Source organism: Kitasatospora sp. NPDC088134 (assembly GCF_044741705.1).
Lineage (GTDB): Bacteria > Actinomycetota > Actinomycetes > Streptomycetales > Streptomycetaceae > Kitasatospora.
Genome location: NZ_JBIUTD010000002.1, coordinates 153,228 through 167,648 on the forward strand (window position 1 = coordinate 153,228; position 14,421 = coordinate 167,648).

At 72.3% G+C, this 14,421-nt stretch carries 19 protein-coding genes; 10 read left to right on the forward strand and 9 right to left on the reverse strand.

Annotated features, from left to right (window positions below; all coding sequences use genetic code 11):
- The first annotated feature begins 14 nt into the window (after nt 1–14).
- The gene (locus ACIOHG_RS04250; RefSeq protein ID WP_400945103.1) at nt 15–227 is read left to right on the forward strand and encodes a hypothetical protein; all 213 of its coding nucleotides are present in this window, start codon (nt 15–17) and stop codon (nt 225–227) included.
- Nucleotides 228–293: 66 nt separating this feature from the next.
- Here ACIOHG_RS04250 and ACIOHG_RS04255 read toward each other — a convergent pair whose 3' ends face one another.
- Entirely contained in the window at nt 294–1,955 is a 1,662-nt protein-coding gene (locus tag ACIOHG_RS04255) for a fumarate hydratase (RefSeq protein WP_400945105.1), read from the reverse strand.
- A 160-nt stretch (nt 1,956–2,115) separates the two neighbouring features.
- Between ACIOHG_RS04255 and ACIOHG_RS04260 the strand changes: the two genes are divergently transcribed.
- Both ACIOHG_RS04260 and ACIOHG_RS04265 read left to right on the forward strand, forming a co-directional pair.
- Complete coding sequence (locus ACIOHG_RS04260) at nt 2,116–2,880, forward strand: DUF1707 domain-containing protein (protein ID WP_400945106.1); 765 nt, start codon at nt 2,116–2,118, stop codon at nt 2,878–2,880.
- Between the two features lie 247 nt (nt 2,881–3,127).
- Nucleotides 3,128–3,484, forward strand: a complete 357-nt coding sequence (locus ACIOHG_RS04265) for a WhiB family transcriptional regulator (RefSeq protein WP_400945107.1) — start codon at nt 3,128–3,130, stop codon at nt 3,482–3,484.
- 75 nt (nt 3,485–3,559) lie between these two features.
- Here ACIOHG_RS04265 and glpX read toward each other — a convergent pair whose 3' ends face one another.
- A complete protein-coding gene (gene glpX, locus ACIOHG_RS04270; protein WP_400945109.1) occupies nt 3,560–4,600 on the reverse strand; it encodes a class II fructose-bisphosphatase in 1,041 nt (346 codons plus the stop codon).
- Nucleotides 4,601–4,805: 205 nt separating this feature from the next.
- Here glpX and ACIOHG_RS04275 point away from each other — a divergent pair, with 205 nt between their 5' ends.
- On the forward strand, nt 4,806–5,333 hold the full coding sequence (locus tag ACIOHG_RS04275) for a DUF4245 domain-containing protein (RefSeq protein ID WP_400945111.1): 528 nt from the start codon (nt 4,806–4,808) through the stop codon (nt 5,331–5,333).
- Between the two features lie 96 nt (nt 5,334–5,429).
- Here ACIOHG_RS04275 and ACIOHG_RS04280 read toward each other — a convergent pair whose 3' ends face one another.
- Both ACIOHG_RS04280 and ACIOHG_RS04285 read right to left on the reverse strand, forming a co-directional pair.
- The gene (locus tag ACIOHG_RS04280; RefSeq protein ID WP_400945113.1) at nt 5,430–6,023 is read right to left on the reverse strand and encodes a malonic semialdehyde reductase; all 594 of its coding nucleotides are present in this window, start codon (nt 6,021–6,023) and stop codon (nt 5,430–5,432) included.
- A gap of 142 nt (nt 6,024–6,165) precedes the next feature.
- Complete coding sequence (locus ACIOHG_RS04285) at nt 6,166–6,402, reverse strand: exodeoxyribonuclease VII small subunit (RefSeq protein WP_400945115.1); 237 nt, start codon at nt 6,400–6,402, stop codon at nt 6,166–6,168.
- 75 nt (nt 6,403–6,477) lie between these two features.
- On the opposite strand from ACIOHG_RS04285, the gene ACIOHG_RS04290 reads away from it, so the two are divergent.
- Nucleotides 6,478–6,960: a GNAT family N-acetyltransferase gene (locus tag ACIOHG_RS04290; protein WP_400945117.1), complete on the forward strand. Its 483-nt coding sequence runs from the start codon at nt 6,478–6,480 to the stop codon at nt 6,958–6,960.
- A gap of 62 nt (nt 6,961–7,022) precedes the next feature.
- On the opposite strand, the gene ACIOHG_RS04295 is transcribed toward ACIOHG_RS04290, so the two are convergent.
- Together ACIOHG_RS04295 and xseA are read right to left on the reverse strand one after the other, a co-directional pair.
- Nucleotides 7,023–7,580 (reverse strand): RNA polymerase sigma factor, encoded by a 558-nt coding sequence (locus ACIOHG_RS04295; protein WP_400945119.1) that lies wholly within the window; start codon nt 7,578–7,580, stop codon nt 7,023–7,025.
- Between the two features lie 233 nt (nt 7,581–7,813).
- Nucleotides 7,814–9,049 carry an exodeoxyribonuclease VII large subunit gene (gene xseA / locus ACIOHG_RS04300; RefSeq protein WP_400945121.1) on the reverse strand — a complete coding sequence of 412 codons (1,236 nt, stop codon included), beginning with the start codon at nt 9,047–9,049 and terminating at the stop codon, nt 7,814–7,816.
- Between the two features lie 165 nt (nt 9,050–9,214).
- Here xseA and ACIOHG_RS04305 point away from each other — a divergent pair, with 165 nt between their 5' ends.
- Nucleotides 9,215–10,189, forward strand: a complete 975-nt coding sequence (locus ACIOHG_RS04305; RefSeq protein ID WP_400945123.1) for a 4-hydroxy-3-methylbut-2-enyl diphosphate reductase — start codon at nt 9,215–9,217, stop codon at nt 10,187–10,189.
- 164 nt (nt 10,190–10,353) lie between these two features.
- Complete coding sequence (ppgK, locus tag ACIOHG_RS04310) at nt 10,354–11,094, forward strand: polyphosphate--glucose phosphotransferase (protein WP_400945125.1); 741 nt, start codon at nt 10,354–10,356, stop codon at nt 11,092–11,094.
- Between the two features lie 39 nt (nt 11,095–11,133).
- Here the strand turns inward: ppgK and ACIOHG_RS04315 are convergent, their stop codons facing one another.
- On the reverse strand, nt 11,134–11,595 hold the full coding sequence (locus ACIOHG_RS04315; protein WP_400945127.1) for a DUF6542 domain-containing protein: 462 nt from the start codon (nt 11,593–11,595) through the stop codon (nt 11,134–11,136).
- 326 nt (nt 11,596–11,921) lie between these two features.
- On the opposite strand from ACIOHG_RS04315, the gene ychF reads away from it, so the two are divergent.
- The 3 genes from ychF (at nt 11,922) to ACIOHG_RS04330 (ending at nt 13,726) form a co-directional block, all read left to right on the forward strand.
- On the forward strand, nt 11,922–12,995 hold the full coding sequence (ychF, locus tag ACIOHG_RS04320) for a redox-regulated ATPase YchF (RefSeq protein WP_400945129.1): 1,074 nt from the start codon (nt 11,922–11,924) through the stop codon (nt 12,993–12,995).
- 198 nt (nt 12,996–13,193) lie between these two features.
- Nucleotides 13,194–13,475 carry a type II toxin-antitoxin system prevent-host-death family antitoxin gene (locus tag ACIOHG_RS04325; RefSeq protein ID WP_329927349.1) on the forward strand — a complete coding sequence of 94 codons (282 nt, stop codon included), beginning with the start codon at nt 13,194–13,196 and terminating at the stop codon, nt 13,473–13,475.
- Nucleotides 13,472–13,726 carry a Txe/YoeB family addiction module toxin gene (locus tag ACIOHG_RS04330; protein WP_400945132.1) on the forward strand — a complete coding sequence of 85 codons (255 nt, stop codon included), beginning with the start codon at nt 13,472–13,474 and terminating at the stop codon, nt 13,724–13,726. Before ACIOHG_RS04325 ends, ACIOHG_RS04330 begins: the two co-directional genes overlap by 4 nt.
- A 169-nt stretch (nt 13,727–13,895) precedes the next feature.
- Here ACIOHG_RS04330 and ACIOHG_RS04335 read toward each other — a convergent pair whose 3' ends face one another.
- Entirely contained in the window at nt 13,896–14,156 is a 261-nt protein-coding gene (locus tag ACIOHG_RS04335; RefSeq protein ID WP_400945134.1) for a Txe/YoeB family addiction module toxin, read from the reverse strand.
- Entirely contained in the window at nt 14,153–14,410 is a 258-nt protein-coding gene (locus ACIOHG_RS04340; RefSeq protein ID WP_266294203.1) for a type II toxin-antitoxin system Phd/YefM family antitoxin, read from the reverse strand. The genes ACIOHG_RS04335 and ACIOHG_RS04340 overlap by 4 nt, the downstream gene beginning before the upstream one ends.
- Nucleotides 14,411–14,421 lie beyond the last annotated feature (11 nt).

A 14,421-nucleotide genomic window follows, 5' to 3' on the forward strand; every position in this document is an offset into this window, starting at 1 on the left:
AGGCGGCCCACCCCATGGCCGACGAGACCACCACCGCCGCCGTTCCCGGTGCCGAGCAGACCCCGGCCCCGGTCGAGCACACCGCTGACGCCGCCGACCCGAACACGATCGACAACGCCCTCCAGGTGCTGGCCGAGGCACCGGTCGAGGCGCCCGCCGAGGTGCCCGCCCAGCCCAAGGGCGACGAGGTGTTCGAGCCGCTCGGCACCATCACCAACTGCCCGTGACACAGCCCGTACGACCAGAACGAGCCCCGACCCTCACCGGCCGGGGCTCGTTCCACTGTCCGGGGGCTACTCCGCCGAGCGCACCCGCAGGTTGGTGATCAGCGGGCCGTCGGTGACCTCGGCGAAGAAGTCGTTGCCCTTGTCGTCCACCACGATGAACGCCGGGAAGTCCTCCACCTCGATCCGCCAGACCGCCTCCATGCCGAGCTCGGGGTACTCCAGCACCTCGACCTTCTTGATGCAGTCCTGCGCCAGCCGGGCCGCCGGGCCGCCGATCGAACCCAGGTAGAAGCCGCCGTGCTCGGCGCACGCCTTGGTGACCTGCTTGGAGCGGTTGCCCTTGGCCAGCATCACCATCGAGCCGCCCGCCGCCTGGAACTGGTCGACGTAGGAGTCCATCCGGCCGGCCGTGGTCGGGCCGAACGAGCCGGACGCGAAGCCCTCGGGGGTCTTCGCCGGGCCCGCGTAGTACACCGGGTGGTCCTGCAGGTACTGCGGCATGCCCTGGCCGGCGTCGAGGCGCTCCTTGATCTTGGCGTGCGCGATGTCGCGGGCCACCACCAGCGTGCCGGTCAGCGAGAGCCGGGTCTTCACCGGGTACTTGGACAGCTCGGCGCGGACCTCCGCCATCGGGCGGTTCAGGTCGATCCGCACCACGTCGTCGTTCAGGTGCTCGTCGGTGGTCTCCGGCAGGTACTTCGCCGGGTCGGTCTCCAACTGCTCCAGGAACACGCCCTCGGCGGTGATCTTGCCGAGCGCCTGGCGGTCCGCCGAGCAGGACACCGCCATCGCGACCGGCAGCGAGGCGCCGTGCCGCGGCAGCCGGATGACGCGCACGTCGTGGCAGAAGTACTTGCCGCCGAACTGCGCGCCGATGCCGATCTGCTGGGTCAGCTCGAAGACCTTCTGCTCCAGCTCCAGGTCGCGGAAGCCGTGCCCGGTCTTCGCGTCGCCGCCGGTCGGCAGGTTGTCCAGGTAGTGCGCGGAGGCGTACTTCGCGGTCTTCAGGGCGAACTCGGCGCTGGTGCCGCCGACCACGATCGCCAGGTGGTACGGCGGGCAGGCCGCGGTGCCCAGCGAACGGATCTTCTGCTCCAGGAAGGTGAGCATCGACGCCTCGTTGAGGATCGCCTTGGTCTCCTGGTACAGGTACGACTTGTTGGCCGAGCCGCCGCCCTTCGCCATGAACAGGAACTTGTAGGCGTCCCCGTCGGTGGCGTACAGCTCGATCTGGGCCGGCAGGTTGTTGCCGGTGTTCTTCTCGTCCCACATGGTCACCGGCGCCATCTGCGAGTACCGCAGGTTCAGCCTGGTGTACGCGTCGAACACGCCGCGGGCGATCGCCGACTCGTCCTCGCCGGAGGTCAGCACGTGCTGCCCGCGCTTGCCCATCACGATCGCGGTGCCGGTGTCCTGGCACATCGGCAGGATGCCGCCCGCCGAGATGTTGACGTTCTTCAGCAGGTCCAGCGCCACGAAGCGGTCGTTCGGGCTGGCTTCCGGGTCGTCCAGGATCCGGCGCAGCTGCGCCAGGTGCGCCGGGCGCAGGTAGTGCGAGATGTCGTGCATCGCCTCGGCGGTGAGCAGCCGCAGCGCCTCGGGCTCCACCTGCAGGAAGGTGCGGCCGCCCGCCTCGAAGGTCGAGACGCCCTCGGAGGTGAGCTTGCGGTACGGCGTGGTGTCCGAACCGAGCGGGAGCAGGTCGCGGTAGGCGAACTCTGGGGCCATGGGGAGATCCTTCAGTTCTTTCGGCGTCGTCGACGAGGCACCCTCCAGGTTAGGCGCACCCCGGGGTGCCGCCGTGCCCGGGGCCGTCGGCGTGACCGGGCTCACGCCCATTGCGTCGAACCGGCGTTCGGGCCGCGGGCGGGCTCGCTAGGCTTGTGACGTGGACAACTCTCCCGCCCAGGAACCGCAGGGCCAGCAGCCCGCCCCGACGCAGCAGAACGAGCCCGCGAAGGCTCCCGCCGAGGCCCCCGCCAAGGCCCCCGCGAAGGCCCCCGGCCGGGACCTGGCCGCCGAGCTCCGGGCCTCCGACGCGGACCGCGAACGGGTCGCCGACCTGCTCCGCGACGCCTACGCGGAGGGCCGGCTCACCGCCGACGAGCACGCCGAACGGGTCGAGGCCGCCTACAGCGCCCGCACCTTCGGCGAGTTGGAGCCGCTCACCCGCGACCTGCCCGGCCACCCCGGGTCGATCCGCCACGACCTCGGCAAGCCCCCGCTGGCGGCTCCCGCCGCCGCGGCCGGGCCCGCGCTGCCGCCGGCCCGGGTCGAGGCGCCCACCATGGTCGCGGTGTTCGGCGCCGCCGTCCGCAAGGGCCGCTGGCGGGTGGGTTCCCACCTCAAGGCCGTCGCGGTGTTCGGCGGCGTCGAGATCGACCTCACCGACGCGGTCTTCGAGTCCCCGGAGGTGGTCATCGAGGTGGTCGCGGTCTTCGGCGGCGTCGAGGTCCGGGTCCCCGAGAACGTCAGCCTGCACGGCGGCGGCACCGGCATCTTCGGCGGCTTCGAGGTCCGCGAGCAGACCTCCGCCGACCCGAACGCGCCGGTGGTCCGGATCAAGGGCGCCGCGGTCTTCGGCGGCGTCGAGGCCAGGCTGCGCCGCGGCAAGCAGCTCAAGGAGTGGGTCCGCCGCCAGTTGGAGCACTGAGCTGCAGAAACGTGACGGGGCGTCAACCCGCCCGGCGGCACTCGCCGTTGCCCCGAGTGCAGGCTGTAGTCGGTTGCGTGCGGTGTGCATGAATCCGGGGGCGGTGGGGTAGTTCCCCAGCCACAACGTTCCCTGTACGGCTGTGACCCCGCGGGTCGGCGACGACGGCGCCACAGCGAGGGAGCACGGGGCAGCCGCACGGGGGGCGACCCCGTCCCCGAGCCTCTGATCCCGGTCAGGAGTCACCGTGCTGCATCCGATCGAGTCCAGCGCCACCGCCGCCGCCCGCCGCCCCGCGGCCACGCCGGAGCTGGACGACAACCCCTGGCACACCTCCGCCGCCTGCCGCAGCGACGAGGCCGGGCTGTTCTTCGCCCCCTCCAAGGAGCCCACGGCCGCCCGGCTCTCCCGCGAGGAGCACGCCAAACGGGTCTGCGCCCGCTGCCCGGTCCTGCTGGAGTGCCGCGAGCACGCCCTCGCCCAACCCGAGCCCTACGGCGTCTGGGGCGGCCTCACCGCCGCCGAACGCCGGGTGGTGCTCACCAGGCGCCGGCGCCGCGAAGCCGAGATCCGCGTCCCGGTCCCCACCCGCATAGCCGGCTGACGGCGGCCGCGGACCGGCAGGCACGCGACCGGGGGCGCGGGGAGAACTGCTGCGCCCCCGGCGTCGCGCGGGCCCTCAGTTGGCCCGGTCGAAGTCGATCGCGCTGTAGGCCCGCAGCTTCGACAGCTTGTGGGTCGAGTCGATCCGCCGGATCGTCCCGCTCTTGGAGCGCATCACCAGCGACGAGGTGGTGGCGGTCTCCTGGCGGTAGTGGACGCCGCGCAGCAGCTCGCCGTCCGTGATGCCGGTGGCGACGAAGAACACGTTCTCGCCGCTGACCAGGTCGTCGGTGGTGAGGACCCGGTCCAGGTCGTGGCCGGCGTCCAGTGCCTTCTGGCGCTCCGCGGCGTCCTTGGGCCAGAGCCGGCCCTGGATGACGCCGCCCATGCACTTCATCGCGCAGGCCGCGATGATGCCCTCGGGGGTGCCGCCGACGCCCATCAGCAGGTCGACGCCGGTCCCCTCGCGGGCGGCCATGATCGCGCCGGCCACGTCGCCGTCCGAGATGAACTTGATCCGGGCGCCGGCCTCGCGGACCTCCCGGACCAGGCCGTCGTGGCGGGGCCGGTCCAGGACGACGACGGTGACGTCCTCGACGGCGGAGCCCTTGGCCTTGGCGACCCGGCGGATGTTGACGGCCGGCGGGGCGGTGATGTCGACGTAGTCGGCGGCCTCGGGGCCGCAGACCAGCTTGTCCATGTAGAAGACCGCGCTGGGGTCGAACATGGTGCCGCGGTCGGCGACCGCGAGGACCGCCACCGCGTTGTTCATGCCCTTGGCGGTCAGCGTGGTGCCGTCCACCGGGTCCACGGCCACGTCGCACTCGGCGCCGGTGCCGTCGCCGACCCGCTCGCCGTTGTACAGCATCGGGGCCTCGTCCTTCTCGCCCTCGCCGATGACGACGACGCCGTTCATCGACACGGTCGAGACCAGGGTGCGCATCGCCTTCACGGCGGCGCCGTCGGCACCGTTCTTGTCGCCACGGCCGACCCAGCGGCCCGCGGCCATCGCGGCGGCCTCGGTCACCCGGACGAGCTCCAGGGCGAGGTTGCGGTCGGGCGCCTCCGGCGCGACCTCCAGGGCGCGGGGAAGGTGGTGCGGGTACTGCGTGGTCATCGTCGTTACCTCTCTGTACGCGACGGCCGGTCAGCGTCGGGACACGGAGGGCCACCGGCGCTGCAATGAGGGTTGCTGCGATCGTATCGGCAGGTCGGACGGGTGTCTGTGGCGCACTCCTCGTACCGGGCCGCGGGCCCCGCCGCGGCGGCCCGCGGCCGTCCCGGTGGGCGGGGCCGGGATAAGCGCCGCCTACCATGGGCGAGTGGCAGACAGCAGCAAGCGCAACCGCCAGTCGGTGCGGGACATGGTCCTGTCGATGGCGGCGGTCGGCGTCGTGGTCGTGGTGGCGTACTTCAGCATCCCCAGCGCCGACGAGAAGAACGGCGGAGTGCACCCGGTGCCCTTCCAGGCCGAACTCTCCTCGGCCAAGCGCGCGGCCCCGTACCCGCTGCTCGGCCCGCAGCCGCTCCCCGCGGGCTGGCAGGCCACCTCGGTGACGTACAGCCCCGGCGACAAGGGCCACGCGCTCTGGCACCTGGGCCTGAGCACCGCCTCCGGCCAGTACGCGGCGGTCGAGCAGAGCAACGACCGGGCCGCCGACGTGGTCTCCGCCAACGTCCCCGGCGGCAAGCCGGACGGCACCGTCACGGTGGACGGCCAGGAGTGGCAGCGGGTGCAGGGCGACCGCTACCGGGCGCTGACCCGCCCGGCCGGCAGCACCGGCACCACGGTGCTCACCGGCACCGCCTCGTACGAGGAACTCGCCGAACTGGCCCGCTCGCTGAAGTAGCGACCGGGCCGAAGCGGCGACCGGACGGCGGCGCCGGACACGCGGAAGGCCCCCGCCGGAACGGCGGGGGCCTTCGCTGTCACGGCCGGGACGGGATCAGACGGTGGTGACGACCTCGTCGTAGGCCAGGCGCGGGCTGCGCGGGAACCAGGCGTCCTCGCCCGGCTTGCCGATGTTGACCACGGCCAGCACCGAGTGCTCGCCGTCGGCGAAGAACTCCTTGTTGATGCCCGCGGCGTCGTAGCCGGTCATCGGGCCGGCGGCCAGGCCGGCGGCGCGGACGCCGATGATGAAGTAGGCGGCCTGCAGGGCGCCGTTCAGGGTGGCGGAGGACTCGCGGACCGAGCGCTCGCTGAAGAACATGTCCTTCGCCTGCGGGAAGTGCGGCAGCTGCGTGGGGAGCTCCTCGTGGAACTCGTTGTCGGCGGCCAGGATGGCGACCAGCGGGGCGCTGGAGGTCTTGGCCTTGTTGCCGTCGGCCATGTGCTGCACGAGGCGGGCGCGGCCCTCCTCGGAGCGGACCAGGACGATGCGCAGCGGCTGCTGGTTGAAGGCGGTCGGGCCGAACTTCACCAGGTCGTAGATCGCCTGGACCTGCTCGTCGCTGACCGGCTCGTCCGAGAAGGTGTTGGCGGTGCGGGCCTCGCGGAACAGCAGGTCCTGGGCGGCGGCGTCGAGTGCCAGGGTCATGATTCGGGGTCCTTCGCAGAGCGGGAACGGGGTCCGGGGTCGGTGCGGCGCGGTGGCCGTACGGACCGTTCCAACTTCGGTGAAACTTAAACCATTCCCGGGCCGCGCGGTGATCCGGATCACACCCGGCCCCCGCCCCCGCTCACTCCCCGGCGGGCTCCTCCGCCGCCAGCACCGCGTCCAGCCGGGCCCGGGCGCCGTCCAGCCAGCGCTGACAGACCTTCGCCAGCTCCTCGCCGCGCTCCCACAGCGCCAGGGACTCCTCCAGCGTCGTCCCGCCGTTCTCCAACCGCCGGACCACCTCCAGCAGTTCGTCCCGCGCCTGCTCGTACCCGGGCGCCCGCTCCGACTCCGCCGCGCCACCCTGCTGATCTGCCATGCCGCCAGGGTAGGCGCTCGACCCGACAAACCCCTTGCCGACAAACCCCTTGCGCCCCGTCCTACGCTGCCGGACATGAGCACTCCACGCCCGGCCGGGCCCGCCGACGCGGACGAGCTGGTCCGACTCCGCACGCTGATGTTCGCCTCGATGCAGGGCGAGGCCCGCCCCGGGCCCTGGCAGGAGACGGCCCGCCAGGTGCTGGCCCGCGCGCTCGCCGAACCCGAGCGCCGGCTCCAGGCCTACGTGGTCGACGACCCGGAACGGCCCGGCGGGCTGGTCAGCTGCGCCATCGGCACCCTGGAGCAGCGGCTGCCCGCCCCCGGCCACCCCGAGGGCCGGTTCGGCTTCGTCTTCAACATCAGCACCGACCCCGCGCACCGCGGCCGCGGCCACGCCCGGGCCTGCACCGAGGCCCTGCTCGCCTGGTTCGACGCCCACCGCGCCACCCGGGTCGACCTGCACGCCACCGAGGGCGGCGAGGCGCTCTACCGCAGCCTCGGCTTCCACGAGCACTCCACCCCGCTCTCCCGCCAGCGGCTGCTCGACCAGGACTGACGGGCCGCCACCCGGCCGCCGACCACCCCGCCGCCGACCGCCCGACCGGGGCCGACGGGCCGTCACCCGGCCAGTGAGCGGCGCAGGTTCAGCCGGGCCCGGTACGTCAGCGTCTTCACCGCGCCCACCCGCAGCCCGATCCGGTCCGCGATCTCCGGCGAGCTCAGCCCGTCCCAGTAGCGCAGCCGCAGCACCGCCCGCTGGCGCTCGTTCAGCACCGCCAGCGCCGCGTCCACCCGGGCCGCCTCCGCGGCCGCGATCACCGCCTCCTCCACCCGCACGCCGGAGTCGCGGTCGGCGACCGCCGCGACCGCCCGCTCCCGGCGGGTGGAGCGCCGCTTCTCGTGGTCCAGCAGCACGTTGCGGGCGATGGTGAACACCCAGGCGCCGAAGTCCGCGCCCGTCCAGCGGTAGCCGCGGATGCCCGCCATCGCCCGGACGAAGGTGTCCTGGGCCAGGTCCTCGGCCAGCGGACGGCACCCGGTCCGGCGCAGCAGGTACGCCAGCACCGGGCCGTGGTAGCAGCGGTAGACCTCCGCCCAGGCCTCGCGGTCCCCGGCCCGCGCGGCCTCGATCAGCGCGGGCGTCACCACCGGTCTCGCGGACGGGGAACCAGCCATGCCGACCTCCGGGAAACTCCGGAAAAGGGAAGGCCCGTCACACTAGGAGCCGGTTCGACCCGGAGCAAGCGGTTCGCGGGGATTGGCGGCGAAACGCCCGGATACGCCCGCGGAGCGGGGGCGCGCGGAGCCTCCCGCACGCTGGTCCGATGCCTCGCCAGCCCTGCCAGCCCTGCCAGCCCTGCCAGCCCTGCCCGCCCCGTACGCCCGGCGGCCCGCCCCGCCGTCCGCCGTCAGTCCCGTCCGCCGTCAGTCCCGCCAGTCCCGTCCGCCCGCAGGTCGAGGCCGCCGCCCGCCACCCGGGCCCGCAGCACCTCGCCGTCCGCGACCTGCGCCGGGTCGGTCACCACCGTGCCGTCCGCCTTCCGCAGCACCGCGTACCCGCGCTCCAGGGTGGCCAGCGGCGACAGCGCCACCACCCGGGCCAGCGCGTGCCCGAGGTCGGTCTCCGCGTGGTCCAGCCGGTGCCCCAGCACCCGGCGGGCCCGCTCCACCAGCGCCGTCACCTCCGCGCCGCGCGCCGCCACCGCCTCGGCCGGCGCCGCCAGCGCCGGGCGGCTGCGCACCGAGGCCAGCCCCGCCCGCTCCCGGTCCACCCGGTGCAGCACGTACCGGCGGGCCCGGTCCCGCAACTGGTGCACCCGGGCCAACTCCTCGCCGACGTCCGGCACCACCCGCTTCGCGGCGTCCGTCGGCGTGGAGGCCCGGAAGTCCGCGACGAAGTCCAGCAGCGGCTGGTCCGGTTCGTGCCCGATCGCGCTCACCACCGGCGTCCGGGCCGCCGCCACCGTCCGCACCAACTCCTCGTCGGAGAACGGCAGCAGGTCCTCCACGCTGCCGCCGCCGCGGGCCACCACGATCACCTCGACCTCCGGCAGGGCGTCCAGCTCCCGCACCGCCGCGCACACCCCGGCCACCGCCTGCGGCCCCTGCACCGGCACGTTGCGCACCTCGAAGCGCACCGCCGGCCAGCGCCGCCGGGCGTTCTCCAGCACGTCCCGCTCGGCCGCCGAGCCCCGGCCGGTCACCAGCCCGACGCAGCCCGGCAGGAACGGCAGCGGCTTCTTCCGGGCGTCCTCGAACAGGCCCTCGGCGAACAGCCGCCGCTTCAACTGCTCCAGCCTGGCCAGCAGTTCGCCCAGCCCGACCAGCCGGATCTCGGACGCCCGCAGCGACAGGCTGCCGCGCGCCGCGTACCACTCCGGCTTCGCCAGCACGATCACCCGGGAGCCCTCCCGGACGGCCTCCGCGACCTGCTCGAACACCTGCCGGAAGCAGGTCACCGTCAGCGAGACGTCCCGCTCCGGGTCACGCAGCGTCAGGAACACCATGCCCGCCCCCGGCCGCCGGGACAGCTGGGCGATCTGCCCCTCCACCCACACCTCGCCCAGCCGGTCGACCCACCCGCCGATCAACGCCGAGACCTTCCCCACCGGCAGGGGCGCTTCGGGACTGCTCGCATTGGCCATGCCCCGAGGCTAGCCGGAGCCGAGGACGTCCCGGCGGAGCCGCAGATGCCCCGGCGGACCCGCAGACCTCCCGGCGGAACCCCGGACCTCCCGGCGGAACCCCGGACGCGGGCGATCCGGCCGACGGGCGTCCGCGCGCCCGGGACGCGCCCGTACGATGGGGGCATGTCCACCAGTGCTCAGCGCCGTGTCCTGCTCGCCGCCCCCCGTGGCTACTGCGCGGGTGTCGACCGCGCCGTGATCGCCGTGGAGAAGGCCCTGGAGCAGTACGGGGCGCCCATCTACGTCCGCAAGCAGATCGTCCACAACAAGTACGTCGTGCAGACCCTGGAGAAGCGGGGCGCGATCTTCGTCGACGAGACGGAGGAGGTGCCCCAGGGCGCGATCGTGGTGTTCTCCGCGCACGGCGTGGCCCCGTCCGTGCACGACGAGGCCGAGGCCGGCAAGCTCGCCACCATCGACGCCACCTGCCCGCTGGTCACCAAGGTGCACAAGGAGGCCCGCCGGTTCGCCGACGAGGACTACGACATCCTGCTGATCGGCCACGAGGGCCACGAGGAGGTCGTCGGCACCATGGGCGAGGCCCCCGAGCGCATCCACCTGGTGGACGGCGCCGAGGACGTCGCCAACGTCGAGGTCCGCGACGAGTCCAAGCTGGTCTGGCTCTCCCAGACCACCCTGTCGGTGGACGAGACGATGGAGACCGTCGGCGCCCTCAAGGAGCGCTTCCCGCTGCTGGTCTCCCCGCCCAGCGACGACATCTGCTACGCCACCCAGAACCGCCAGGTCGCGGTCAAGCAGCTCGCCCCCGAGGCCGACCTGCTGATCGTGGTCGGCTCCAAGAACTCCTCCAACTCGGTCCGCCTGGTCGAGGTCGGCCTGGAGTACGGCGCCAAGGCCGCCCACCTGGTCGACTTCGCCGAGGAGATCGACCCGGCCTGGCTGGAGGGCGTCACCACGGTCGGCCTGACCAGCGGCGCTTCGGTGCCGGAGATCCTGGTCGACGGCGTGCTCGACCTGCTCGCCGCGCACGGCTTCGAGGACGTCCGGATCGTCAAGACCGCCGAGGAGCACCTCATCTTCTCGCTCCCCAAGGAGCTCCGCCGCGACCTGCGCGCCGAGGCCGCCGGCAAGCTCTGACCCCCCGTCACCCCTCGACGCCCGGACCCCCGCCAGGAGGTCCGGGCGTCGCCCGTGCGGCGCCCCGCCGCCCGGGAACGGCTGCGCCGACCCCCGCGCACCCGTACGTTGGTGCGAAGGCCGGCGGGCAGCGGACGCCCCCGGCGGTACGGGAGGCGACAGCAGTGACGACGCTCTTCGGCGTGGACATCGGCGGCTCGGGCATCAAGGGCGCCCCGGTCGACCTGGACAGGGGCGTGCTCGCCCAGGAACGCCACAAGGTGCTCACCCCGCAGCCCTCCGCGCCGGGCGCGGTGATCGACGCGGTCCGCGAGGTCGTCCGGCACTTCGACCACCGGGGGCCGGTCGGGCTGACCTTCCCCGGCGTCGTGGTGGCCGGCCGCACCACCACCGCCGCCAACGTCGACAAGGGCTGGATCGGACTGGACGCCGCCGCCCGCTTCACCGAGGCGCTCGGCCTGCCCGCCACCGTGGTCAACGACGCCGACGCGGCCGGCATCGCCGAGGTCACCTACGGCGCCGGGCGCGGCCGCGGCGGCGTGGTCCTGCTGCTGACCTTCGGCACCGGCATCGGCAGCGCCCTGTTCTCCGACGGGGTGCTCGTCCCCAACACCGAGCTCGGCCACCTGGAACTGCGCGGCAAGGACGCCGAGCGGCGCGCCTCCTCCGCCGCCAAGGAGCGCCACGACCTGAGCTGGCCCGAGTGGGCCGAGCGGGTCGACGAGTACCTGGACCTGGTCGAGAAGCTGTTCTCCCCGCAGCTGGTGATCGTCGGCGGCGGCGTCAGCCGCAAGCACGAGAAGTTCCTGCCGCTGCTCAAGGAGCGCAGCGCCGAGGTCGTCCCGGCCGAACTGCGCAACGACGCGGGCATCGTCGGCGCGGCGATGGCCGCCAGCAAGCACTGAGCCGGGCCGTCGCGCGCCCCGCCCTGCTGCTCCGCTGCCTCAGGCGGAGCGGCGGGGCGCGGCGGCGCGGTGCCGGCGGCGCTGGGCGAGGTAACGCGCGGTGACGATCGCGCCGGCCAGGCCGGTGCCCGCGAACAGCCAGCCCGCCCGCAGCGCCAGGCCGCCGGCCAGCGACACCAGCTGGCCGGTGAACCCGGGCGCGGTGGACGGCTGCAGCAGCACCAGCGCCGCCGCGAAGGCGATCGGCCCGCAGATCGGCGCCGCCGGCAGGTCCGGGTACCGCACCCGCACGGCCAACTGGAAGCACACCACCAGATAGCCGAGCCCGAACAGCACCCCGAGGCCGCCGAACAGCAGCCGGTCCAGCCCGGCCGCCGCCAGCGTCCCGGCCACCGCGACCACCCCGGTGCCCACCGCCGTCAGCCGGGCCGGACGGCCGCCGCCACTGCCGCCGGCGCGGGGCCGACGGACCGTCAGCAGCCGCTGCACCGCCTGCTTCACGGGCGGACCGGCCCGGCCCCCGGAGGCCGTCCGCAACCGGGACTCGGGGGGCCCGCTCTGCTCGGGGACTGCTGCGGCCTCGGCCGCGCCGCGTCCGGGCGGACGCCTTCTCGGCCCTGGCGGCTGGGTACGGACTCTCTGCTCCACCCGACCAACGTACGGTCCGATCATCGGCACTGTCTGTAATGGCCCCCGAGGAATTGTCCGTGTCCGTCCGTCGTGCGCCCCACCGTGCTGCCGTCGGCCCCCCGCACGCCCCGTAGACTGGGGGATCGGCCCGCACCGGGTCACCTCGAAGCCCTCCAAGCCACGGGACACCACTCTCCATGTCGCTCACGATCGGAATCGTCGGCCTGCCGAACGTCGGCAAGTCGACCCTGTTCAACGCCCTGACCAAGAACGACGTGCTGGCGGCCAACTACCCGTTCGCCACCATCGAGCCCAACGTCGGCGTCGTCGGCGTCCCGGACGAGCGGCTGACCAAGCTCGCCGAGATCTTCGGCTCGCAGCGCATCCTCCCCGCGACGGTCGACTTCGTCGACATCGCCGGCATCGTCCGCGGCGCCAGCGAGGGCGAGGGCCTGGGCAACAAGTTCCTCGCCAACATCCGCGAGTCGGACGCCATCTGCCAGGTGGTCCGGGCCTTCACCGACCCCGACGTGGTGCACGTGGACGGCAAGGTGTCCCCCAAGGACGACATCGAGACCATCCACACCGAGCTGATCCTCGCCGACCTGCAGACCGTCGAGAAGGTCCTGCCCCGGCTCCAGAAGGAGGCGCGCCTGAAGAAGGAGACCGCCTCCGTCCTGGCCGCCGCCGAGGCCGCGCAGGCGATCCTGGAGACCGGCAAGACCCTCTTCGAGGCCGGCTTCGACACCACCCCGATCCGCGAGCTGCACCTCCTCACCGCCAAGCCCTTCCTCTACGTCTTCAACGTGGACGAGGACGAGCTGTCCGACGAGGACTTCAAGAACGCCCAGCGCGCCCTGGTCGCCCCCGCCGAGGCGATCTTCCTCAACGCCAAGATCGAGTCCGAGCTGATCGAGCTCGACGACGCCGAGGCCCTGGAACTCCTCCAGTCCATGGGCCAGGACGAGCCCGGCCTCGCCACCCTCGCCCGGGTCGGCTTCGACACCCTCGGCCTGCAGACCTACCTCACCGCCGGTCCCAAGGAAGCCCGCGCCTGGACCATCAAGAAGGGCGCCACCGCCCCCGAGGCCGCCGGTGTCATCCACACCGACTTCCAGAAGGGCTTCATCAAGGCCGAGGTCATCGCCTTCACCGACCTCGTCGAAACCGGCTCCACCGCCGAAGCCCGCGCCAAGGGCAAGGCCCGCATCGAGGGCAAGGACTACGTCATGCAGGACGGCGACGTCGTCGAGTTCCGCTTCAACGTGTGATCAAGTCATTGCTGCATGTCACTTGATCTGGCAAGTGTGCAGGTCGGAGAGGGTCGGACTCCATGGAGTCCGACCCTCTCCTCATTTCCGTGCTGACTTGGTGCTGACTTGCGGGAGTCCATGCCGGCCGTCGATGCCCTCGAAGCTTCGATTGAGTGGTACGTTATTCGGTACCACTCGCCTAAGGGGGTTCGCGCCATGTCCATCACCGCGAGCGAGGCCCGCAGGGATCTCTTCCCGTTGATCAAGAAGGTCAACGAGGATCACGACGCCATCGAGATCGTGTCCAAGCACGGAAATGCCGTGCTCGTCTCCGCCGAGGACTACGCTGCCCTGCGTGAGGGCTCGTACCTCCTGCGTTCGCCGGCGAACGCGCGTCGCCTCCTCAAGGCGTACGACAACGCACTGAACGGCATAGGGCTCTCCGAACGCACGCTCATCGACCCGGACTCGGCTGATGCCGGGCGGGGTGTCGAGTGAGGCTCGTCTTCGAAGAGCAGGGCTGGGAGGACTACACGTCCTGGCTCAAGAACGATCGCAAGATGCTCGCGAGGATCAACAAGCTCATCGAGGACGTCCTGCGCGATCCGTTCACCGGGATCGGCAAGCCCGAGCCGCTGAAGTACCACCTCCCAGGGGCCTGGTCGCGGCGGATTGATGACGAGCATCGCCTCGTCTATCTGGTCACCGACCTGGAGATCATCATCCTGGCGGCCCGCTACCACTACTGATCCCCTGACCCAGCGTTCCGTCGCGGTGCTGATTCCGTGCTGACTTCGGCCCTCGGAATCAGCGTTTCCGCAGGCCACAGCGTTGTGCTGAAGGTTCCGCTTCAACGTCTGACGGTCCGCCAGGAGCCTCGCCATGCCCGCCAACCGGCGGGCATGGCGAGGCTCCTGGTCAGCTCTCGTAGTGGTAGCGGCACTGGGCGATCAGGATCGAGTCGTCGGTGACCTTGTAGATCAACCGGTGCTCGTCGTTGATCCGACGTGACCAGTAGCCCTGAAACCCGTGCTTGAGCGGCTCCGGCTTGCCGATCCCCTCATTGCCGTTGCGCGTGACATCGGCAATGAGTGTGTTGATTCGCTTGAGGATCTTGCGGTCCTGGACCTGCCACCACAGGTAGTCCTCCCAGGCCCGGGAGGCAAAGGTGATCTTCACTCCGGGTCTGCCAGCTCGCGTACGGTCCCGCCGCCGTTCTCCAATTCCTCGATCGAGGCGAGGAGGCGGCGCGCGTTCGCGGGGCTGCGGAGCAGGTAGGCGGTCTCCTTGAGGGATTGGTAGTCCTCGAGGGAGACGATGACCACCGGTTCGTGTCCGGCGCGAGTGATCACTATCTCCTCGCGGTCGTCCGTGACCGCATTGAGGACCTCGGCGTACCGTGCGCGGGACTCCGAATAGGTCATCGTCTTCATGGGCCGCTCCT

Excerpts from the sequence above, each read along its gene's own strand:
- ACIOHG_RS04290 (WP_400945117.1), top strand. The coding sequence starts at position 6,478 with ATGAGCACTCCACGCCCGGCCGGGCCCGCCGACGCGGACGAGCTGGTC.
- ACIOHG_RS04255 (WP_400945105.1), bottom strand. The coding sequence starts at position 1,955 with ATGGCCCCAGAGTTCGCCTACCGCGACCTGCTCCCGCTCGGTTCGGAC.
- glpX (WP_400945109.1), bottom strand. The coding sequence starts at position 4,600 with ATGACCACGCAGTACCCGCACCACCTTCCCCGCGCCCTGGAGGTCGCG.
- ACIOHG_RS04285 (WP_400945115.1), bottom strand. The coding sequence starts at position 6,402 with ATGGCAGATCAGCAGGGTGGCGCGGCGGAGTCGGAGCGGGCGCCCGGG.
- xseA (WP_400945121.1), bottom strand. The coding sequence starts at position 9,049 with ATGGCCAATGCGAGCAGTCCCGAAGCGCCCCTGCCGGTGGGGAAGGTC.
- ACIOHG_RS04250 (WP_400945103.1), top strand. The coding sequence starts at position 15 with ATGGCCGACGAGACCACCACCGCCGCCGTTCCCGGTGCCGAGCAGACC.
- ACIOHG_RS04305 (WP_400945123.1), top strand. The coding sequence starts at position 9,215 with ATGTCCACCAGTGCTCAGCGCCGTGTCCTGCTCGCCGCCCCCCGTGGC.
- ACIOHG_RS04280 (WP_400945113.1), bottom strand. The coding sequence starts at position 6,023 with ATGACCCTGGCACTCGACGCCGCCGCCCAGGACCTGCTGTTCCGCGAG.
- ACIOHG_RS04340 (WP_266294203.1), bottom strand. The coding sequence starts at position 14,410 with ATGAAGACGATGACCTATTCGGAGTCCCGCGCACGGTACGCCGAGGTC.
- ychF (WP_400945129.1), top strand. The coding sequence starts at position 11,922 with ATGTCGCTCACGATCGGAATCGTCGGCCTGCCGAACGTCGGCAAGTCG.
- ACIOHG_RS04295 (WP_400945119.1), bottom strand. The coding sequence starts at position 7,580 with ATGGCTGGTTCCCCGTCCGCGAGACCGGTGGTGACGCCCGCGCTGATC.
- ACIOHG_RS04325 (WP_329927349.1), top strand. The coding sequence starts at position 13,194 with ATGTCCATCACCGCGAGCGAGGCCCGCAGGGATCTCTTCCCGTTGATC.